Annotated in this window: 18 protein-coding genes and 1 pseudogene; 12 read left to right on the top strand and 7 right to left on the bottom strand. The window is 64.0% G+C overall.

The features are described from left to right. Positions 1–65 precede the first annotated feature (65 nt). On the bottom strand, positions 66–836 hold the full coding sequence (locus FB481_RS12755) for a 1-acyl-sn-glycerol-3-phosphate acyltransferase (RefSeq protein WP_093506090.1): 771 nt from the start codon (positions 834–836) through the stop codon (positions 66–68). 106 nt (positions 837–942) lie between these two features. Continuing rightward, the gene (gene olsB / locus FB481_RS12750) at positions 943–1,698 is read right to left on the bottom strand and encodes an L-ornithine N(alpha)-acyltransferase (RefSeq protein ID WP_093506088.1); all 756 of its coding nucleotides are present in this window, start codon (positions 1,696–1,698) and stop codon (positions 943–945) included. 189 nt (positions 1,699–1,887) lie between these two features. Here olsB and FB481_RS12745 point away from each other — a divergent pair, with 189 nt between their 5' ends. The 3 genes from FB481_RS12745 (at position 1,888) to FB481_RS12735 (ending at position 4,351) form a co-directional block, all read left to right on the top strand. Then, positions 1,888–2,205, top strand: a complete 318-nt coding sequence (locus FB481_RS12745) for a hypothetical protein (protein WP_147176639.1) — start codon at positions 1,888–1,890, stop codon at positions 2,203–2,205. An 88-nt stretch (positions 2,206–2,293) separates the two neighbouring features. Continuing rightward, complete coding sequence (locus FB481_RS12740) at positions 2,294–3,079, top strand: MBL fold metallo-hydrolase (RefSeq protein ID WP_147176638.1); 786 nt, start codon at positions 2,294–2,296, stop codon at positions 3,077–3,079. Positions 3,080–3,193: 114 nt separating this feature from the next. Continuing rightward, on the top strand, positions 3,194–4,351 hold the full coding sequence (locus tag FB481_RS12735) for a phosphatidylserine/phosphatidylglycerophosphate/cardiolipin synthase family protein (protein WP_147176637.1): 1,158 nt from the start codon (positions 3,194–3,196) through the stop codon (positions 4,349–4,351). On the opposite strand, the gene FB481_RS12730 is transcribed toward FB481_RS12735, so the two are convergent. After that, positions 4,326–5,639 (bottom strand): sensor histidine kinase, encoded by a 1,314-nt coding sequence (locus FB481_RS12730; RefSeq protein WP_147176636.1) that lies wholly within the window; start codon positions 5,637–5,639, stop codon positions 4,326–4,328. The two genes, FB481_RS12735 and FB481_RS12730, sit on opposite strands and share 26 nt — an antisense overlap. Positions 5,640–5,852: 213 nt before the next feature. Between FB481_RS12730 and FB481_RS12725 the strand changes: the two genes are divergently transcribed. After that, positions 5,853–6,290, top strand: a complete 438-nt coding sequence (locus FB481_RS12725; protein ID WP_147176635.1) for a hemerythrin domain-containing protein — start codon at positions 5,853–5,855, stop codon at positions 6,288–6,290. 10 nt (positions 6,291–6,300) lie between these two features. On the opposite strand, the gene FB481_RS12720 is transcribed toward FB481_RS12725, so the two are convergent. After that, complete coding sequence (locus FB481_RS12720; protein ID WP_147176634.1) at positions 6,301–9,072, bottom strand: PAS domain-containing sensor histidine kinase; 2,772 nt, start codon at positions 9,070–9,072, stop codon at positions 6,301–6,303. Between the two features lie 238 nt (positions 9,073–9,310). On the opposite strand from FB481_RS12720, the gene FB481_RS12715 reads away from it, so the two are divergent. The 3 genes from FB481_RS12715 to FB481_RS12705 all read left to right on the top strand — a co-directional run bounded on the left by FB481_RS12715 (position 9,311) and on the right by FB481_RS12705 (position 11,956). After that, the gene (locus FB481_RS12715) at positions 9,311–10,915 is read left to right on the top strand and encodes a histidine kinase famiy protein (RefSeq protein ID WP_147176633.1); all 1,605 of its coding nucleotides are present in this window, start codon (positions 9,311–9,313) and stop codon (positions 10,913–10,915) included. A 110-nt stretch (positions 10,916–11,025) separates the two neighbouring features. Beyond that, complete coding sequence (locus FB481_RS12710; protein ID WP_147176632.1) at positions 11,026–11,301, top strand: hypothetical protein; 276 nt, start codon at positions 11,026–11,028, stop codon at positions 11,299–11,301. A 115-nt stretch (positions 11,302–11,416) separates the two neighbouring features. Further along, complete coding sequence (locus FB481_RS12705) at positions 11,417–11,956, top strand: thioesterase family protein (RefSeq protein WP_147176631.1); 540 nt, start codon at positions 11,417–11,419, stop codon at positions 11,954–11,956. Between the two features lie 76 nt (positions 11,957–12,032). Here FB481_RS12705 and FB481_RS12700 read toward each other — a convergent pair whose 3' ends face one another. The 3 genes from FB481_RS12700 to FB481_RS12690 form a co-directional block, all read right to left on the bottom strand. Continuing rightward, the gene (locus FB481_RS12700) at positions 12,033–13,136 is read right to left on the bottom strand and encodes an NADH:flavin oxidoreductase (RefSeq protein WP_147176630.1); all 1,104 of its coding nucleotides are present in this window, start codon (positions 13,134–13,136) and stop codon (positions 12,033–12,035) included. Between the two features lie 104 nt (positions 13,137–13,240). Then, positions 13,241–14,029, bottom strand: coding sequence for an SDR family oxidoreductase (locus tag FB481_RS12695; RefSeq protein WP_147176629.1), 789 nt, complete (start codon positions 14,027–14,029; stop codon positions 13,241–13,243). 4 nt (positions 14,030–14,033) lie between these two features. Then, on the bottom strand, positions 14,034–14,834 hold the full coding sequence (locus FB481_RS12690; RefSeq protein ID WP_147176628.1) for an SDR family oxidoreductase: 801 nt from the start codon (positions 14,832–14,834) through the stop codon (positions 14,034–14,036). 170 nt (positions 14,835–15,004) lie between these two features. Between FB481_RS12690 and FB481_RS12685 the strand changes: the two genes are divergently transcribed. The 5 genes and pseudogenes from FB481_RS12685 (at position 15,005) to FB481_RS12665 (ending at position 19,302) form a co-directional block, all read left to right on the top strand. Beyond that, positions 15,005–15,571 carry a TetR/AcrR family transcriptional regulator gene (locus tag FB481_RS12685; RefSeq protein ID WP_147176627.1) on the top strand — a complete coding sequence of 189 codons (567 nt, stop codon included), beginning with the start codon at positions 15,005–15,007 and terminating at the stop codon, positions 15,569–15,571. 49 nt (positions 15,572–15,620) lie between these two features. Then, positions 15,621–16,076 (top strand): MaoC family dehydratase, encoded by a 456-nt coding sequence (locus FB481_RS12680; protein WP_093506062.1) that lies wholly within the window; start codon positions 15,621–15,623, stop codon positions 16,074–16,076. A gap of 49 nt (positions 16,077–16,125) precedes the next feature. After that, positions 16,126–17,156 (top strand): annotated as a pseudogene (locus FB481_RS12675) (aldo/keto reductase). Between the two features lie 68 nt (positions 17,157–17,224). After that, positions 17,225–18,211 carry a hypothetical protein gene (locus FB481_RS12670; RefSeq protein ID WP_093506058.1) on the top strand — a complete coding sequence of 329 codons (987 nt, stop codon included), beginning with the start codon at positions 17,225–17,227 and terminating at the stop codon, positions 18,209–18,211. Then, the gene (locus tag FB481_RS12665) at positions 18,208–19,302 is read left to right on the top strand and encodes a hypothetical protein (RefSeq protein ID WP_093506056.1); all 1,095 of its coding nucleotides are present in this window, start codon (positions 18,208–18,210) and stop codon (positions 19,300–19,302) included. The genes FB481_RS12670 and FB481_RS12665 overlap by 4 nt, the downstream gene beginning before the upstream one ends. Positions 19,303–19,428 lie beyond the last annotated feature (126 nt).

The raw sequence follows: 19,428 nt of genomic DNA, 5'->3' as shown, positions 1-19,428 counted from the left end.
ATTGCGCTTTTGCCCTGTCGCCATTGCGCTGCGGAAAAATGAGTTCGGAAGATGGTGAGCCGGCTTCAAGCCGCAGCCTGCGCTTCCGGCTGCCGTCCATACAGCGCCTCGCTCACCGCCGCCTGCGCCCGGCGGGCCAGTTCGTTGCGGTTGCCGGAGTTGCTGGCAATCGGCTCGAGCAACTGGATTTCCACCTCGGCCACATCGCTTTTCATCAGCCGCAGCAGGTGCGAGAGCATGTCGTCGTCGCCGATAAAGGGCGCCACGCTGCAGCGATGGCCATCGCGCAGGTAGCGAATGGCGACCGGCTGCAGGTCGATGCCGCTTTCGATGGCGCTGCTCAGCAGGCGGCCGTGAAAGGTACGCAGGGCGGCGCCGTCGCACGTGGTGCCTTCGGGGAAGATCAGCAGGTGGCGGCCGCCGCCTAGGTGGCGACCCAATTGCTGGTTGAGCAGCCCGCCGTCCCCCGCGCCGCGGCGGATGAACAGGGTGCCGGCCTTGTGGGCCAGCCAGCCGGCCAGCGGCCAGGTACGCACTTCGGCCTTGGACAGGAACGACAGCGGTGCCAGCATGCCGATCAGCGGGATGTCGGTCCAGGAAATATGATTACTCAGCCACAGCATCGGCTTGCGTGGCAGTTGCCCCTGCACACGAACGCGAAAGGGCAGGGCGTTGCCCAGGCGGGCCAGCCACCAGCGGGTCAGGTGCTGGCGAAGGCCTGTCAGATTGCGGCGGGTGAGGCGCTCGACCGGCACCAGAAAGGCGGCCAGCAGCGTGCCGACGGCCAGTACAGCTGCCAGGCGGGTCAAGCGCAGATACAGACGCAGATTGCTCATCAACATCGGGCCAAGGTTGGGAAACGGAAAGGCGCGCGGCTTTTCGAGATAGCCAGCACCGGCGCGGCCTTTCTACCGCGCCGGGCCAGTGTGGGCAAGTCGTCGATCAGACTGCCGCTTTGAAGTGTTTGGCATAGCGGGGGCACAGCTCGTCGCGCTTGAGCAGGATGAACACGTCGGCAACCTGGAAATCCTTGTCCCAGCAAGGCTCTCCGCACACCTTGGCGCCCAGGCGCATGTAGGCCTTGAGCAGCGGCGGCATTTCAGCGATCACATTGCCGGAGACTTCCATCGCCGGCAGCGGCGTCTTTGGTTCGGCGCGCAGGTTTTCGGTGCACAGGTAGCGTTCGCGCAGGCGCTGCATGATCGCCTGGGCCTGGATGCCACCGTCCTGCATGGGGATGCTGGCGCAGCCCATCAGGTAGCGGTAGCCGCCTTCGTTGAGCACTTCGGCCAGCTCGGCCCACAGCACGGCGATGGTGCCGCCGTTGCGGTAGGCGGCATCCACGCAAGTGCGGCCGATTTCCAGCACCGGGCCTTGCAGGTGGCGCAGGCCGTGCAGGGCGAATTCCTCTTCGCTGTAGAAGCGGCCCAGGCTGGCAGCCGCCTGGTGGTCGAGCAGGCGGGTGGTGGCCACCAGCTCGCCGCTGTTCAGGTCGCGCACGCCGATATGGCGGCAGTGCAGGTCGTAGTCGTCCATGTCCAGGCCCAGTTCGGCGCCCTTGAGCTTGGCGTCGAATTCGGCGCTGAACACGCGAAAGCGCAGGGCCTGGGCCTCGCGCAGGGCGCGTGGCGTGGTCAGGCGCTCGGCCTGCAGGCGACGGGACGTGTTGCGCTCGGGTGCCATGGCGTTCTGGGTCATGCCTTACCTCCTTTGCGTCCCGGGCAGCCTCGCTGCGCACGGGCCGGATTGACCTGCAGACCTGAGCGAACTCAGGAAACAGGCTCAGGCTAGGCAGTGCCGGTGTCACGCCCATGAAGGTTCGGTGATGCTTGTGTGACAGCGCTCAGGCTGCGATCAGGCGTGCAGCACAGGTGCGGCTTGCTTACCATGGGCGTCTTTGAGCCTCTCGAGCGCCCACTGCCCATGTTCTTCATCCGCAACCTCGCCGTACCCTTCATCCTCATCATCGGAGGCGTGGTCGCCATGATGGGGCTGGCGATCCTTTCCCGGCAGGGCGGCGCGGTAGCGGACTGGGCGCGGGCGATGTTCCCGTGGCTGGGCGTGTTGCCGGCTTTGGGCGCGGTCTGGGCGGCGCGGCGGCTGGTGCAGATCTGGCAATGGCGGCGTGGCACCTTGAACGGCGGCTGCTCGAGCTGCACGGGCGTGATGACTGGTGGGCGCTGCCGCATGTGTGGGCAACGCTGAAATATCGGCGGCTTTTGCTGATCCAGGTCATCACGTACGCAGGGGCCACTGCCTAAGCTCGGCGCCTTTGCCTGACAGGTGTGCCGGTATGCGCCGCGACCCCATCGTGCTGTTCGATAACGGCACCCACCGCTGCATGATGTTCGACGACCTGGTCAGTGGCGAGGGCGTGCAGTCCAACCAGTTCCTGATCATCGATAACGACCAGTACCTGTTGCTCGACCCCGGCGGCGATCTGACCTACGTGCCGCTGAGCATGGAATTGTCCAAGCACATTCCGGTGCAGGAGCTGACCTACATCTTCGCCTCGCACCAGGACCCGGACATCATCGCCTCGCTCGACAAGTGGCTGCTGCACACTAAAGCCCAGGTCATCTGTTCCAAGTTGTGGGCGCGCTTTCTGCCGCACCTGACGGCCAACTACCTGGCGTTGAGCCGCGGCATCAACACCTATGACCGCATCACCGCGCTGCCGGACCGCGGTCAGTCTTTCGCACTCGGGCGTTGCACCCTCAAGGCGGTGCCCGCACATTTTCTGCATTCGGTGGGCAACTTCCAGCTCTATGACCCGCTGAGCAAGATCCTGTTTTCCGGCGACATGGGCGCCTCGATGCTCGATGACAGCGGCCCGGTTACCGACTTTGCCGCCCATGTGCCGAGCCTGCTCGGCTTTCACCGTCGCTACATGACCAGCAACAAGGCCTGCCGCCTGTGGGCCGCCATGGTGCGCGACATGGACGTGGAAATGATCGTGCCGCAGCATGGCCGGCCGTTCGTGGGCGGCGAGATGATCAGCGCCTTTCTGTACTGGATCGAGAACCTGGAGTGTGGGCTCGACCTGCTCGGCCCCGAGGACTATCAGCTGCCGCGCTGACAGCTTATGGGCGCCGCCCTTTGCAAGGCGCACGGCGCCGGCTATCTTGGCGCATCCCCGTTGTCGACGAGCTGTCATGCGCCGTTTTTCCCCTCTTTTTTGTGTGTGCGACTGATGCCCGGTCAGGTCTATCCCTGGCGTCAGGGCAATCAGTTCACCTTGCTCAACGACGGCCCGGCATTCTTCCCGCGGATGATCGCCTGCATCGATGCCGCCCGTGAAACGGTGGAACTCGAACAGTACCTGGTGTGTAGCAGTGCCTGCACCGACGCGCTGCTACGGGCCCTGTGCGAGGCGGCCGCGCGAGGGGTGGCGGTGCGCTGCCTGTTCGACGCCTTCGGCTGTCAGGCACTGAATGCCGCCGACCGCCAGCGCATGCTCGATGCCGGCATCCAGCTGCGCTGGTACAACCCGCTGCGCTGGCGGCGCGGCGTGCGTAACCTGTACCGCGACCACCGCAAGCTGCTGGTGGTCGATAGCCGCGTGGCCTTCGTCGGCGGTACCGGCTCGACGAATGATTTCTGGACGCCCGGCGAGCCCGAGAGCGCCTGGCACGAAGTGATGGTGGAGATCGACGGGCCGCTGGTGGCTGACTGGCTGCAGCTGTTCGACCGCCAATGGCAAGCCAACAACTCGCGCTTCGCCTGGCGCCCGTATCTCACCCCGCACCGTCAGCCGTTGCCGCACTTGCCAAAAGAGGGGCCAGGCTGGGGGCGGGTGGCCTATGCCGACGCCCGCCAGCACCGCGACATATTGCAATCGCTGGTTCGCGCGCTCAACGGCGCCCAGCACCGGGTGTGGCTGGCCACGCCGTATTTCCTGCCCACCTGGCGTGTGCGCCGGGCGCTGCGCAAGGCCGCTGGCCGCGGTGTCGACGTGCGCCTGCTGCTCAGCGGCCGGCACACCGACAACCCGCCGGTGCGCTTTGCCGGGCAGCGTTATTACCCGCGGTTGCTGCGTGCCGGCGTGCGCATCTTCGAATTCCGCCCGCGTTTTCTGCATCTGAAGATGGTGCTGGTCGATGACTGGACCAGCGTCGGCTCCTGCAACTTCGATCACTGGAACCTGCGCTTCAACCTCGACGCCAACGCCGAGACGCTGGACGCCGGCTTCACTGCAGCGGTGCAGCAGAGCTTCGAGACCGATTTCCCGCAGAGCCGCGAAGTGGACCTTGAGATGTGGCAGGCACGGCCGTTCTGGACCCGTGTGCGTCAGCGCGTCTGGGGCTGGGCGGACCGGTTGATCGTCAACCTGCTCGATCGACGCCGCTGATTCGCCCCAGAATCCGCAGGTACAGCTGCATGGTGGTGCCCGCGCCGGGAGTCGTCAGCACGCGCACGTCGCCGCCGGTGGTGTTGGCGAATTCGCGAGCCTGGGCCAGGCCCAGCCCGGTGCCTTTGCCAGCCTGCTTGGTGGTGAAGAAGGGGTCGAATACCTTGGCCGCCAGCTCGGCAGACATGCCAGGACCGTCGTCCTGCACGCTCAGCACCAGATAATTGCCGTCGCTCAGCTGTTTGTCGCCGAGTAGTTGTTTCTGGTGCGTGGTGATCAACACCCTGCCGCGGCCCTGCATGGCGTCGCGGGCATTGCTGAGCAGGTTGAGCATCACCGCCTGCAGCTGCACCTCGTCGCACATCACGCCAACATCGCGAGCACTCAGATCGAAGCTCAGCGTGACGGTGTCGCCCAGGGTGCCGGCCAGCAGCTCACGGGCGGCATCAAGACGCTCGCTGATATCCACACAGGCCAGCTCCGGGCCGTCCTGGCGTACATTGGCGAGCAGCTGGCGGATCAGTTTGCCGCCTTGCTCCACCGCCTGCAGACCAGTCTGGGTCAAGCGCTCGACGTCCGCGGGCCGTCGTGCGCGTAGCTGTGCCATCTGCAGGCTGGTGCTGAGCACCTGCAGCAGGTTATTGACATCGTGGGCGATGCTGGCGGTGAGCATGCCGAGTGACGACACGCGGCGTGCATGGCGCAGCGACTCCTCGGCCTTGCGATGCCGCGCCTTGGCCTGTTCCAGCTTATCAAGCAGCTTGCTGGCGCGGCGTTCGCGTTGCTGCTCCAGCAGGCGCAGCTGCAGCAGAGCGGCAGTCTGCCGGGCCAATGCCTGCAGTGCCTGACGCTGGTGGGCAGGGAGGGTGCGTGGTTTGGTGTCGATCACGCACACGGTCCCTAGCGGATGGCCGGCATCGGTACGAATCGGCGCACCGGCATAGAATCGAATGTGCGGTTCGCCGAGCACCAGAGCGCTGTGCTGGAAGCGCGGATCCTCGGTGGCATCCTCGACCACCAGCACGTCATCGGGTTCGAGGATCGCATGGGCGCAGAACGCCAGGTCACGGTGCGTCTCGCGCACGTCCAGACCCACGCAGGCCTTGAACCACTGGCGCTCGCGGTCGACCAGGGAAACCAATGCAATCGGGGTGTCGCACAGGGTGGTGGCCAGCAGCACCACGTCATCGAAATTCTGCTCGGGTACCGAGTCGAGGATGTCGAGATGCTCGAGCGACAGAACGCGCTCTTCTTCGTCATGCGGTGCAGGGGCGGGGCGATGGGACATCGGCGGGTACCGCAGAAAGAGTGACGGCATGATGCGCTGTAGGTTGTACAAGAGGCAAGCAACTTGTCGGATGCGTCAGCTTGTAGACGTCGTGCATAAGCACCGTGCCAGGTTTGGAGTAGCGAAGTGTTGAACCCGCTTTTCGCCGCTTCGGTCACAACCTGCAGATGGCCTTTAAAGGCCGCGCACAGCCGTTAGCCGATGAGGTGATCCATGCAGATATTCGAAGCGTTGCGCGAGAGTCATGACCGTCAGCGGGCGATGGCCGAGGCGTTGCTCGCTACCACCGGTGATTCGCCCGAGCGGGCAGAGCGTTACAGCGAGCTGAAGGACGAGTTGCTGGCCCATGCCCGGGCCGAGGAGCGGTTCTTCTATTCACCGCTGATGAAGCACGATGCCGGGGTTGATCTGTCCCGCCATGGGGTGGCCGAGCACCACGAGATGGACGAGCTGCTGGAAACCCTGGAGGAAACCGACCCCTCCAGCCCGTCGTGGATCGCCACGGCGCGCAAGCTCAAGGACAAGATCGTCCATCATCTGGAAGACGAGGAGCACACCTTCTTCCAGCAGGCCGGCAAGATGCTCACCGACCAGCAGAAGACCAGTCTGGCCAGTCAGTACGTCAAGGATTACCAGGACGCTCTGGACTGAGCGCCGCTCGCTATTCGGCGAGCAGTTCTCGCACCCGCGAGGCCAGAGCGTCGAGGGTGAAGGGTTTGGTCAGCACGGTGATGCCAGGCGCCAGCTGACCATCGGTGAGTAGCGTATTTTCCGCGTAGCCGGTGATCAGCAACACCGGCATGCCCGGCCGCTGCTGCCTGCCGGCATCGGCCATCTGCCGGCCGTTCATGCCGCCAGGCAGGCCGACGTCGCTGATCAACAGGTCGATGGCGGCGTCCGAATGCAGCAGGCCGATGCCCGCTGTGCTGTCGCCGGCTTCGATCACCGTCAGCCCCAGTTCTTCGAGCACATCGGTGACCAGCAGGCGAATGGTCGGCTCGTCGTCGACCACCAACACCGTCTTGCCTTGGCGTTCTTGCGCAGGTTCGAGTGCGGGAATGCTACCCGGCTCGGTTTCGCTCTGCGGGTTACCGTTGTGTCGCGGCAGGTAAAGCGTTACTACCGTACCCTCACCTTCAACCGACGTGATGCGCATTTGCCCGCCGGATTGCTTGGCGAAGCCGTAGGCCATGGAAAGTCCTAGGCCGGTGCCTTCGCCGATCGGTTTGGTGGTGAAAAACGGCTCCACCGCGCGGGCAACGATGTGGGCGGGCATGCCCACGCCATCGTCGTCGACCGCCAGGCTCAGGTAAGAGCCCGGCGTCAGGTTCAGTGCGGTGGCCTGGGTTGCGTCGATATGCAGGTTGCGGGTGCTGACCTTGATCACGCCGCCACCTGGCATGGCGTCGCGGGCGTTGATGCACAGGTTGAGCAGGGTATTTTCCAGCTGCGAGGCGTCGACCAGAGCCGTCCAAAGGTCGGCCTGCAGATCGCTCTCCAGGCGAATGGCCGGGCCGACGGTGCGCTGGATCATTTCCAGCATGCCGGCGATCAACTGGTTGGTGTCTGTGGGGCTGGGCAGCAGCGTCTGCCTGCGCGAGAAGGCTAGCAGGCGATGGGTCAGGGCGGCGGCGCGGCGAGTGGCGGTTTCCGCAGCGCTCATGTAACGGGCCAGCTCATGAAAGCGGCCCTGTTCGATGCGCAAGTGCATCAGCTCCAGCGCACCGGAGATACCGGCCAGCAGGTTGTTGAAATCGTGGGCCAGACCGCCGGTCAGCTGGCCGATGGCCTCCATCTTCTGCGCCTGGCGCAGGGATTCCTCTGCCATGTGCTGGGCTGTGACATCGCGGCCAACGAAATGGAAGATCCGCCCGGAGGGATCCGGGCCGGCCGTCCACATGAAGGTGCGCGTTTCGCCATCCTTGCTGCGCAAGCGGCTGGTGAAGTCGCTGACCTTTTCACCCTGGCGCAGACGTTCCATGAGATTGAGCACATCGGCCCAGTCGTCCTCGACCACCACGTCGAGAAAGGGCGCGCTGAGCAGTGTGTCTGCCTCCCAGCCGAGCAGTTGCGTCCAGGCCGGGTTGATGGTCTTGAGGTAGCCGTCCAGCCCCGCCGATCCCATCAGATCGTTGGTGGTTTCCCACAGACGGTCGCGTTCGGCGGTGCGCTTGCGCAGTTCGGCGCGGTTGAGTTTCTCTCGTGTGATGTCGCGGGCCGAGCAGTAGGTCTTGCGGCCGTCGGGCACCGCCACCCAGGACAGCCAGCGCCAGTCGCCGTTGCGGCAGCGGAAGCGGTGCTCCAGTCCCAGCGCCGGCTCTCCGGCGCTCTTGAAGTTCATCCACACCTGTTTTGTGGCAGCCTGGTCCTTGGGGTGGACGAATTCGAGGAAGTGAACGCTGGCCAGTTCCTCCTCGCTCCAGCCCAGGGTGGCCTGCCAGGCCGGGTTGGTGGTCTCGAAGTAGCCATCGTGGTTGAGCACGCCGAGCAGATCCGGGGTGATCTGCCAGGTACGGCCACGCTCGAAGGTCTGGGCAATGACCTTCTGTTCGAGCTCGGCATTGAGCGCCATGACCCGGGCGATGGCACGGTCACGTTCCCCTTCGATGGCGCGGCGCTCTTCGACGTTGATCAGCACGCCGGGAAAACTCAGGCCCGTACCATCGGCTGCCAACTCGACACGGCCGTTGGCTTCCAGCCAGTAATAACGGCCATCGGCGCGGCGCACGCGGTACTGGTGGGCGTAGGGGCCGCCGCGGGCAATCGCTTCGTTGATGGCAGCGAGCAGGCTGTCGATGTCGTCCGGGTGAACCGTCTCAACTACCTGCTGCAGGCTCAGGCCGCGGCGGCCAAGTGCCGGATCCAGACCGAAGCTGCGGGCGAAGGCTTCGTCGACCGTGAACTGGTTGCTGGGTAGGTCCCAGAACCAGGTACCGATGATCGCTCCGGCAGCCAGCGCCAATTGCACCCGCTCGGCGTTGGCGACGGCCGGCTGCTCGATGGTGACCACCCGAGTGGTCTCGATGGCGACATTCAGGAAACCGGCGACCTGGCCTGAATCGTCGCGCAGCGGGCTGTAGGAGAAGGTCCAGTAGGTGTCTTCGGGCTGGCCGCTGCGGTGCAGCAGAAGATGCATGTTTTCATCATGCACCGGCTCACCGCGTAGCACCTGCTGCACCAGCGGGCCTAGGGTCGGCCACACATCGGCCCACGCAATTTCAATGGGCTGGCCGAGGGCATCAGGGTGATGCTTGCCGAGAATGGCCGCGTAGGGCTCGTTGTACAGCAAGGTGCGCCGAGGACCCCAGACAGCGCACATGGCGAAGCTGCTGGTGGCCATGATCGCGCAGGTGGTGCGCAGCGCGGCGGGCCAGCTGTGCTGGGGGCCGAGCGGCGTGGCGGCCCAGTCGAAATCGTCAAGGATGGATGGCACGGGACACCTTGCTGGGGTGCGGGTCGGCGCCCAGTGTGCCTGAGCGGGAGCGGCAAACCCAGCAGCATTTGCCACGATTGTTCATGGAATTTGCGAGCTTTCTACCGTAATCCTTCGGCATCCTTGCTTCAGGCTTGTACAGCTCGCATTGCTTGTAGAACTTCTCAAGGCGCTGTTGCTCGAATCACCTACAGGGGCTTGTTCAATCGGCCCCGCCAGCAACGCTATAGGTAAGCCGATGCCAACAGGTGGCAAGCACGATTTCCGGGTCGATAACGCCTCGTCGGGCGACATTTCCGGCTCGGGGAAGAACATCTTCTTCGCAGCGGTGGAAACCACCCGCATGCCGATGATCGTGACCGATCCCAACCGTCCCGATAACCCGATCATCTTCGCCAATAACGCTTTTCTGGAAATGACCGGCTATGAGGTCGAGGAAATCGTCGGCCAGAACTGCCGCTTTCTGCAGGGCGCGGAAACCGACCGCTCGGTGGTCGCCCAGGTGCGGGAGGCCATTACCAAACGCCAGGAGATCTCGGTTGAGCTGATCAACTACCGCAAGGATGGCTCGACCTTCTGGAACGCGCTGTTTATCTCCCCGGTATACAACGATGCCGGCGAGCTGATCTATTTCTTCGCCTCGCAGTTGGACATCAGCCGCCGCCGCGACGCCGAGGAAGGGTTGCGCCAGGCGCAGAAGATGGAGGCCCTGGGCCAGCTGACCGGTGGCATCGCCCACGACTTCAACAACCTGCTGCAGGTGATGATCGGCTACCTGGAAGTGCTCGAACGAACTGCCAGCAAGCCTCAATACGACGTCGATCGCATCCTGCGCTGCGTGAACAACGCGCGCAACGCCGCGGACCGCGCGGCCACGCTGACCCAGCAGCTGCTGGCGTTCTCGCGCAAGCAGAAGCTCGAAGGCCGGGTACTGAACCTCAATGGGATGATCAGCGGCTTTAAAGAGTTGGGCGAACGCACGCTGGGCAATGCGAACCTGCGTCTGACCCTGGACAAGAGCCTGTGGAATTGCCGCATCGACCCCACTCAGGCCGAGGTCGCGTTTCTCAACATCCTGATCAACGCCCGCGACGCGCTTGAAGGTCGCGACCAGCCCGTGGTGCATATCGAAACCAAGAACGTCAGGGTCGAAGAACTGGGCAGCATGTCCTATGACGGGTTGATGCCGGGCCGATATGTCAGCGTGGCGATCACCGATAACGGCATGGGCATGTCCGAAGGCGTGAGCAGCCGGGTGATGGATCCATTCTTCACCACCAAGGATGAAGGCAAGGGTTCCGGGCTTGGCTTGTCGATGGTCTACGGCTTCGTCAAGCAATCTGGCGGCGCCGTGCGCATCTATTCGGAAGAGGGCGTGGGTACTACGTTGCGCCTGTACTTCCCGGCCGATGACAGCCAGGTGATCCACAGCCCGGCGAAGGAGCGCACTAACGAGCGCAACGGCACCGAGCGCGTTTTGGTGGTCGAGGACCGCCCGGATGTGGCGGACCTCGCGCGCATGGTGCTCGAGGATTATGGCTATATCACCGACATCGCCCTGAATGCTCGCGAAGCGCTGCTGCGTCTGGATGTGGCCGAGTACGACCTGCTATTCACCGACCTGATCATGCCCGGCGGCATGAATGGCGTGATGCTGGCGCGTGAAGCACGCCGCCGCAAACCGGGCCTCAAGGTGCTGCTGACCACAGGCTACGCGGAGAACTCGCTGGAGCGCACCGATGCCGGTGGCAGCGAGTTTGATGTGATCTCCAAGCCCTACGTGCCCAACGAGTTGGCGCGCAAGGTGCGTCAGGTTATCGACGGGCCTACCGGTGTGAGCTGAGACGAGTGGCCGTGCGCGTCTAATTGGCGCTTCGCGGCCATTCTTGATGCCCCGGACGAGTGGTCGCAAGACTATACGAACTGTTCTGCATGTATCCGCCTCACAGAGGTATGGACAAATACATCAGCAGATTCATGACGGAAACCGGCTGCCAGCTCGAACTCGAGCGTTGTCCCACCGGCATTTGCTTCAGGGCGATATCCAACGACGGACAATGCCTGGGGCAACGGCACCTGAGTACGTCACAACTGGGCAACGGTGCCCTCGTGCAAGCGGTGATGCTGGACTTCATCGCCCAGCTCAAGCGGCTGCTCGAGCGGGACGGGCAGACCGTATTCACGCCAACCGATCCATTCGTCGAGAACGCTGATAGCGCATCTAAGTAGCTGAACCGCTGCCAGCGAGGCACAAACCCCGTGCGAAACGGCCGCTTCGCAGCTACCTCGCCCGCTCACCCGCCGTATACAGTGAAAGCCTTTCGCTGCTACCGGCCGTCCCTGTATGAATCTCTGGTTTCGCCTCTTCCTGATGCTCTTGCGCCGCCCCTGGCGCAAACCAGTTTTGGCGTTCGACACCACCGTGGTGCGCATGCGCGTGTGGCCGCTGGATCTGGACTTCAATCGTCATGTCACCAACGGCCGCTACTTCACCCTCGCCGATGTCGGGCGCATGGATTACGTATTGCGCAGTGGTGCATTCCGGGTGGCGCTGCGCCATCGTGCGTTGCCCATCGTCGGTGACGTGTGGGGCAAGTTTCGCCGTGAGCTGAAGCTGTTCGAAGCCTTCGAAGTTCACTCCCGCATGCTGGGTTGGGATGACAAGTGGAGCTTCATGGAGCATCGCTTCATCAAGGGCGGGCGTGTGGTTGGCGTGGTGATCATGCGTGGGCTGCTTCGTGGGCCTAAAGGCAACGTGTTGCCGGGCGAATTCGCCGCCGAACTGCGCTTGCCCGAGCAATCGCCGCCATTGCCGCAGTGGCTGAGCGACTGGTCCGCCAGTTGCGACCAGTTGAGCGCACAGCTGCGTGATGAGGAGCAGTAGAGGCGGGCGATAGCCCGCCAGAATAAAAAAACGCGAGCTCTGTGCTCGCGTTTTCTTGAGCAATGCAGCCTGGTCGTCAGGCCAGCTTGGCCAGATCAGCCGCGTCGAAGCCCGGCAGCGGCTCGCCCTTGCGGACCTTGTTGGCCCACTCGGCATCGGAGATCAGCACGCGGCCGACGGCGATCAGGTCGAACTCCTCACGCTCCATGCGCAAGTGCAGGTTATCCAGCACCGCGGCGCCGGAACCCTTGCCGCCGAAGGCGCCGAAGAAGTCGCCATCCAGACCTACAGAGCCGACGCTGATGGTCGGTGCACCCGTCAATTTCTTTGCCCAGCCGGCGAAGTTGAGGCCTTCGGCGCCGTCGATCTCGGGGAACTCCGGTTCCCAGAAGCGGCGCTGCGAGCAGTGCAGAATATCCACACCGGCGTCGACCAGCGGCGCCAGCCATTCGGTCATCTGCTCTGGCGTGGTGGCCAGGCGCGCGGCGTAGTTCTGCTGCTTCCACTGGCTGACCCGCAGGATCAGCGGGAAGTCCTCGCCCACCGCTGCTCGTACGGCGCGCACTGCTTCGGCCGCGAAGCTCGAACGCTCGGCGATGGTGGCGCCGCCAAAGGCGTCGGTGCGGGTGTTGGTGCCGGGCCAGAAGAATTGGTCGATCAGGTAGCCGTGGGCGCCGTGCAATTCCACGGTATCGAAGCCCAGGCGCTTGGCATCGGCAGCGGCGCTGGCGAAAGCGGCCACGGTGTCGGCGATATCTTCCAGACTCATCGCCGTGCCGCGCGGATCATCTGGCGCTACCAGCCCGGATGGGCTCTCGACCGGTGCTTCAGGCTCCCAGCCGCCCTGGCCACGGGTCGAACCGGTGTGCCAGATCTGCGGCCCGATACGCCCGCCTGCGGCATGCACGGCCTTTGCCACTTCAGCCCAGCCGGCCAGCGCCGCATCGCCGTGGAAGAAGGGGATGCCCGGCATGTTGCGCGAGGCCGGGCGGTCGATCACCGTGCCCTCGGTAAGAATCAGGCCGACACCGCCAGCCGCGCGGCGGCGGTAGTACTCGGCATGTTGCGGGCCGGGGATGCCTTCCGGAGCCATGGCGCGGGTCATCGGCGCCATGACGATGCGGTTGGCAAGCTCCAGGCCCTTTAGCGTGAAGGGGCTGAACAGAACGTCGTCGGACATAAAAACTCCATCAGAGGGTCGGTGGCCGCCGGGTTGTCAGCGGCTCTGCGATTGGGGAACGTTGGGGCGTCATCTGGCTATCGAACGGGCAGTCAGTATCTCGATCAGGCGGTCATTATTCGAGCCAGGACGGCCTGATGAAGCCAGCGCGGGGTTACCCACATGAACACGACGTTCAGCTTGTTGGCAACACCAGGCACGATGCTGATACGGCCGTTATTCATGGCGCGAATACCGGCGCGCACCACTGGCGGGGTTTTCATCATCACGGCCTTCAACGTGGGCGTGATGTGCTGGCGCGCGGCACTGGCGAAGCCGGTGTCGGTCAGGCCCGGGCATAGTGCGGTGACGGTCACGCCGTCGTGTTTGAATTCCCGGTGCAGTGCTTCGCTGAAGCGCAACACGTAGGCCTTGGCCGCCGAGTAGACCGCAAAACTCTCGACGCCCTGGTAGGCGAGAATGCTGGAAACCTGCAGGATTTTGCCGCGCTTGCGGCGGCGCATGTCCTGGCCGAAGAGGTGGGTCATGACGGTGAGGCTGGCAATGTCCAACTGGATCATCGACAGGGCCGCCTCAGGTTGGCTGCCCAGAAATGGCCCCTGCAAACCATGGCCTGCGTTGTTGATCAGCACATCGACCTCGATGCCCCGTTCTTCAGTCAACCGTTGATGCAAGCGGTTCACGGCTGCGATGTCGGCGAGGTCTACCTGCTCGACCAGCACGTCGATGCGATGTTGCTGGCGCAGGGAGTCTGCCAGTTCTTCGAGCCGTTCCAATCGCCGGGCCACGAGTATCAGGTTATGGCCAGCTGCCGCGTATTGCCTGGCGAACTCCTCGCCGAGGCCACTCGAGGCGCCGCTGATAAGCACCCAGGTGCCTTGATTCGATGGCATGGTCTTAGCCTCGCTGCGCGTCGGCCGGGCGATAGCGCTCAGCCGCCTGGGATTGCTTGATGCCGCTGAGCAGGGCCTGGCGGGCGCTGTTGAGTTTGTCCCAGGCAGCGTCGTCATGCAGGGGAGGAATGGTCACCGCCTCGCGTTTGTCGAAGCCCACCAGCGCGGCATCCACCAGCTCATTGACGTCCATCAGCTCCGGGATGGCGCTGATGTCGATGCCGGCACGTTCCCAGATTTCGGTGCGGGTGGCCGCCGGCAGCACCGCCTGTACATAGACGCCCTTGGGGTTCAGCTCCAGGCTCAGCCCCTGGGACAGGAACAGCACGAAGGCCTTGCTGGCGCCGTAGACGGTCATGCCCAGCTCCGGCGCCAGACCGACCACCGAGCCGATATTGACGATGCTGCCACCACCGGCCTGCGCCAGGCGCGGCGCAATGGCGTTGGCCAGGCGGGCCAGGGCAGTGGTGTTGAGGGTGATCAGCCGCTCGATTGCGTCTCCTGCCTGCTCCACGAATCTGCCCGATTGCGCGATGCCTGCGTTGTTGATCAGCACGCCGATGCGCGCATCCTCACGCAGCCGTTTTTCGACAAGCCGGGTGTCATCGGCCTGGCTCAGGTCGGCGCGCAGAATATCCACGGCTACGCCATGTTCGGCGCGCAGCCGGCTGGCCAGCGATTCCAGGCGCGCCTGATCGCGAGCGACCAGCACCAGGTCATGACCACGCTGTGCGAAGCGTTGCGCGTAAACGGCGCCGATACCGGACGAAGCGCCGGTGATAAGTACGGTAGAGAGTTGGCTCATGGTGATCTGCTCGATAGCGGAGTGGGGCGTCGATGCCAGTTAACGACGGTGGTGTCGGTGCGGTTTAAGATGATGGTCATAATCTTTTATGTCAACGCATTTTGATTATGATCGACATCTATGTATAGTGGCTCTCAGCCAATCGACAGGACTTCAGGAGGCATCACCTCATGCGAGTGAGCAAAGCCCAGGCCCAGGCGAACCGGGCGCTGATCGTGGATACGGCATCGCAGCTGTTCCGTGAGCGCGGTTATGACGGCGTTGGCGTGGCCGATCTGATGGCTGCGGCCGGCTTCACCCATGGCGGCTTCTACAAGCACTTTGGCTCCAAGGCCGATTTGATGGCCGAGTCCGCGGCTTGCGGTATTTCGAAAACGCTCGAGCGCACCCAGGCGGTAGACGCCGCGCAATTCTTCGATCTTTACGTGTCGCGCCAGCACCGTGATTCTCGCGATGCTGGCTGCACGCTCGCCGCGCTTGGCGGCGATGCGGCGCGCCAGCCGGAGAATCTCAAAGCGATCTTTGCCGACGGTATCGACAGCTTGTTGGCAACGCTGGGGCGTAACGAAGCTTCAGCGGATGGTGATGTGAGCCAAGAGCAGCGTGCCAGGTTGATCGGCCAGCTCGCCCAGGCTGTCGGCGCCATCTTGCTGTCGCGGGCCTGCCCGGATGACTCGCCACTGGCCGACGAAATTCTCAGCGTTTGCCACACGCAGATCTTGGCGGCGACGAAGTGAATTCATCACCTGGCCGTCGCGACGGCGACGACCAGAAACGGAGGCAGAAATGACCCTTTATTACCTCGACGACCTGGCTCCTGGGCAACACTTCAAGGGCAACGCCCGAGCGCGCGTTGAAGAAAATGCCATCAAGGCCTTTGCCCGTGAGTTCGACCCGCAGCCCTTTCATCTCGATAACGAAGCAGCGCGCGATTCGCTGTTCGGCTCGCTGGCGGCCAGTGGCTGGCATACCGCGGCACTGACCATGCGCCTGCTGGTGGACTGCGAGCCGAAGCTGGCCGGCGGCATCATCGGCGCCGGTTTCGACGAACTGCGCTGGCCACTGCCGGTGCGGCCCGGTGACGAGCTGCGGGTCGAGCTCGAGGTGCTGGAGGTACGGCCGTCCAGGAGCAAACCTACCCAGGGCCTGGTCAAGCTGCGCACCACCACCCTGAATCAGCACGATCAGCCCGTACAGGTTTCCGTAGGTAATTTGGTTGTACCGCGGCGCCCCGCGCAGTAAACGCAATCGACCTAGGCCGCCTGGCGGCATGATGACAGTGGAGCAGACCATGAAATACGTAGCGTTCGGCAATACCGGCTTGCAGGTTTCCCAGGTTGCACTAGGCACGGGCAATTTCGGCACAGGCTGGGGCCATGGCGCCGACCCGGATACCAGCAGGAGCATTTTCAATGCCTACGCCGAAGCCGGCGGCAATTTCATCGATACGGCGGACGTCTATCAGTTCGGCCAGTCCGAAGCGCTGCTCGGCACGCTGCTGCAAGGGCGCCGCGAGGATTTCCTGCTCGCCAGCAAGTACACCAGCGGCGCAGTGCCGAACGCCAACCGCCTGGTGACCGGTAATAGCCGCAAGGCCATGGTCGCCTCCGTCGAGGCCAGCCTGAAACGCCTGAAGACCGACCGCATCGACCTTTACTGGGTGCACCATCCCGATGGCCTGACGCCGGCCGAGGAGCTGATCCGCGGGTTCGACGATCTGGCTCGTGCCGGCAAGATCCTCTACGCAGGGCTGTCCAACTTCCCGGCCTGGCGCCTCGCCCATATCGCCACGCTGGCGGAGCTGACGCGGGCGCTGCCCATCGCCGCCGCGCAGTTCGAACATAGCCTGGTGCACCGCGACCCCGAGGCCGACCTGTTCCAGGCCTGTCGGGCGCTGGGCCTGGGCATGCTGACCTGGTCGCCCCTGGGGGGCGGCATGCTCACTGGCAAATATCGCCAGGGCGAGAAGGGCCGGGCCGAGGGACTTGGCGGCCGGGTGTTCCAGGCCGAGAACTCGCCACAGCGCACGCAGATTCTCGATACGGTGCTGGCCATCGCCGAGGAGCTGGGCGCCACGCCAGGCCAGGTCGCCATCGCCTGGGCTGGCAGCCATGGCTCGGTGCCGATCATCGGCCCGCGCTCCCTGGCGCAGGCTACCGATAACCTCGGTTCGCTGGCCGTCGACCTTTCGTCCGAGCAGGTCGAGCGGCTCAACTCGGTCAGTGCACTGGGCGAAGCGACGCCCCTCAGAAAGCCGCTGGCTGGCGGGCAGGTGATCGCCTGATAGCGACGCAGCGCCAAAATCCTCTCCACGCAGTATGATGGCGTATGGCTATGTTGCGCCGGGTGCCTGCCGCCCGGCGTGACACGGCGTATTGTCGGGAGAGGGCATGGATCCGCTGAGCAAGACGCAACTCAAGGAGCTGGTGCGACGGGTGATCGTTGCTCAGGGCAACGCGTTCATCAAGGAACTGCTGCGTGGCACCAACGCCAGGATCGGCGCGACCAAGGAAGACTTCGCTGCCAACCTGGACGCCGCCATCGATGCCGACGAGCTAACCCAGGAAAAGCTCGAAGCCTGGTTGGCGGAAGTCGAGGGCTGGGGCGACCAGCACCTTTACCTGATCGCGCCGCCCGCGGTCGATGGGGCGCGGCTGGCCGCCGGTATCGCCGCGAGCCCTCATGCCGAAGCGCTCGGCGCCAGCGCCAGCCTGGATTTCCCGGAAGCGCTCACGCTCACTCATATCGCGTTGTCCGACGCTGGCCTGTCGTTGCTCTGGCATCAGGGCAAGGCTGGCTGGAATCGCTTCAAACCCAAGGATTTCACACTCGAGGAAGGGCTGGAGCGTTATCGCTTCGACGCCTATCGGCAGCGGCTTGATCGCAGCGTGGTGCGCTTCGAGTGGCGCTTCGCCGACCCCTACTGCCTGGTACTGATTCACCGCAACCCCGAGATCGATCACAAGGCGGTTTTCGGGGATATCCGCCGCACGCTGGTCGCCATCGGTTGCCCGGACGCCCCGGCAAAACCCATCCCCCTTGACCAGGCCGTCAAGGTGGCGGCGAGCAAGGGCAAGGGCGTGCATTCGACCCGCTTCGAACTCGATGGCGGCTATGTGGAGATGGCCTCGACCCTGGCCAATGGCGGAATCGAAGCCGTCGAGCCGGTGCGCGTGGTGCTGCAGGCGGTGGACACCGGCCAGTTCGACCGGGCTCAGGGCATGCTGCATTTCGCCGCCGAAGAACATGGCACCAGCCGGCGCATTGCCGTGCAGGTGTATGGCCGCGACGCGCGGCTGCGTATCTGGGCGCAGTGCAAGCGTGAAGATGTGCTGCGCATCGTCGAACTGCTCTGGGCTTACAACGGCGCATCATGAATACGACACAGTCGGACCGCTGGCAGGTGGAGGTCGAGCGGCGCCTGAGTCAGGGCGTTGAGCTGGAATTCACCCAGGCGCAGTTCGCCCGGACGGTCGAGGCGGCGCCTGACGATGTTGGGCTGAAGATCTTTCTCGACGGCCTGGTCGGTGCCACGAGCGCCGAGCGGCATGAGGTTTACCGCTGCCCAATGGCGCCGTGCGCGCGTCTGCTGCCGGCCGGTATGGCCAACACTGTGTGCCCATTCTGTCAGGCCGATTTCGAGCAGGAAGGTGTGACGGCCGAGGTCGAACCTGTCTATCGGCTGGTGGGCGAGGGCAGTCGCGACATTCGCTGGCTGATCGTCATTCACGGCATGAACAGCCGCGCCAAATGGCAGGAAGCCTTCAGCTGGGAAATCGCCAACCGCCTCAGCTATTCGGCGCCGGTACTGATTTACAAGTACGGCTGGGCGACCATCGACGTGTTCGCCCGCTGGCTGCACGATCGCCTCGCCAGGCGCCTGGGCGAGCGCATGCGCATCGCCATCGCAGAGGCGCAAAAGAGCCGGCTGCCCGACCGGCCGGACATCATCGCCCACAGCTTCGGCACGCTGCTGCTGTCACGGGTGCTGGAGAACCCCGAATTCGCCGACCTGAAGTTTGGTCGCATCATCACTGCAGCGAGCATCGTGCGCCCGGATTTCGACTGGGATCGGCTAATTGCCCAGGGGCGGGTGGAGGCTGTGCTCAATCATGTCGGTGGCCAGGATCGCGCCGTGCCTTTCGCGCAATACGCGATTCCCGGCGCCGGGCCGGGCGGGAAGGTTGGATATCTGGCTGCCTCGACGCTTAACGTGCGGGCCGAGGAGTATGGCCATTCGGGCTTCTTTCTGCCCGAAAATCTGGGCGCGGCGATCTCGCGTCACGGTCTATGGCAGGCGTTTCTGACCCGTCCGTTGGCGCGCTTTCGGCCGGTTGGCGCTTTCGTTGCCGAAGCAGACTGGCGGCCGGCACCGCTAGTGGTGCGGATGTGTACGCGGACATTGGCGTATGGGGTGTTCTGGGTGCTGGCGCCGTTTTCGTGGGTGCGGCGTAAAATCGATCCTTGAGACGGATACTTTTTAGGACCGGTTCGCGACCCGTAGGAGATTCTATGGTTTAGGGCAATGCCTTTATGTCCTTCTGCTGATGTACTCGCCTTGAGTTTTCATCAAGGCGAATGCGACTCTGGCGAG

It is taken from the genome of Pseudomonas sp. AG1028 (assembly GCF_007993955.1).
GTDB lineage: Bacteria > Pseudomonadota > Gammaproteobacteria > Pseudomonadales > Pseudomonadaceae > Aquipseudomonas > Aquipseudomonas straminea.
The sequence above is the reverse complement of the archived record's forward strand: the minus strand, read 5'-3'. Positions and strand labels throughout refer to the sequence as shown.

What these genes read in the sequence shown, in the direction of transcription:
- FB481_RS12755 (WP_093506090.1), bottom strand. Translation starts at nt 836, where the DNA reads ATGAGCAATCTGCGTCTGTATCTGCGCTTGACCCGCCTGGCAGCTGTA.
- FB481_RS12725 (WP_147176635.1), top strand. Translation starts at nt 5,853, where the DNA reads ATGCAGATATTCGAAGCGTTGCGCGAGAGTCATGACCGTCAGCGGGCG.
- FB481_RS12690 (WP_147176628.1), bottom strand. Translation starts at nt 14,834, where the DNA reads ATGAGCCAACTCTCTACCGTACTTATCACCGGCGCTTCGTCCGGTATC.
- FB481_RS12735 (WP_147176637.1), top strand. Translation starts at nt 3,194, where the DNA reads ATGCCCGGTCAGGTCTATCCCTGGCGTCAGGGCAATCAGTTCACCTTG.
- FB481_RS12715 (WP_147176633.1), top strand. Translation starts at nt 9,311, where the DNA reads ATGCCAACAGGTGGCAAGCACGATTTCCGGGTCGATAACGCCTCGTCG.
- FB481_RS12680 (WP_093506062.1), top strand. Translation starts at nt 15,621, where the DNA reads ATGACCCTTTATTACCTCGACGACCTGGCTCCTGGGCAACACTTCAAG.
- FB481_RS12670 (WP_093506058.1), top strand. Translation starts at nt 17,225, where the DNA reads ATGGATCCGCTGAGCAAGACGCAACTCAAGGAGCTGGTGCGACGGGTG.
- FB481_RS12700 (WP_147176630.1), bottom strand. Translation starts at nt 13,136, where the DNA reads ATGTCCGACGACGTTCTGTTCAGCCCCTTCACGCTAAAGGGCCTGGAG.
- FB481_RS12705 (WP_147176631.1), top strand. Translation starts at nt 11,417, where the DNA reads ATGAATCTCTGGTTTCGCCTCTTCCTGATGCTCTTGCGCCGCCCCTGG.
- FB481_RS12685 (WP_147176627.1), top strand. Translation starts at nt 15,005, where the DNA reads ATGCGAGTGAGCAAAGCCCAGGCCCAGGCGAACCGGGCGCTGATCGTG.
- FB481_RS12665 (WP_093506056.1), top strand. Translation starts at nt 18,208, where the DNA reads ATGAATACGACACAGTCGGACCGCTGGCAGGTGGAGGTCGAGCGGCGC.
- FB481_RS12710 (WP_147176632.1), top strand. Translation starts at nt 11,026, where the DNA reads ATGGACAAATACATCAGCAGATTCATGACGGAAACCGGCTGCCAGCTC.
- FB481_RS12695 (WP_147176629.1), bottom strand. Translation starts at nt 14,029, where the DNA reads ATGCCATCGAATCAAGGCACCTGGGTGCTTATCAGCGGCGCCTCGAGT.
- FB481_RS12745 (WP_147176639.1), top strand. Translation starts at nt 1,888, where the DNA reads ATGGGCGTCTTTGAGCCTCTCGAGCGCCCACTGCCCATGTTCTTCATC.
- FB481_RS12730 (WP_147176636.1), bottom strand. Translation starts at nt 5,639, where the DNA reads ATGTCCCATCGCCCCGCCCCTGCACCGCATGACGAAGAAGAGCGCGTT.
- FB481_RS12740 (WP_147176638.1), top strand. Translation starts at nt 2,294, where the DNA reads ATGCGCCGCGACCCCATCGTGCTGTTCGATAACGGCACCCACCGCTGC.
- olsB (WP_093506088.1), bottom strand. Translation starts at nt 1,698, where the DNA reads ATGACCCAGAACGCCATGGCACCCGAGCGCAACACGTCCCGTCGCCTG.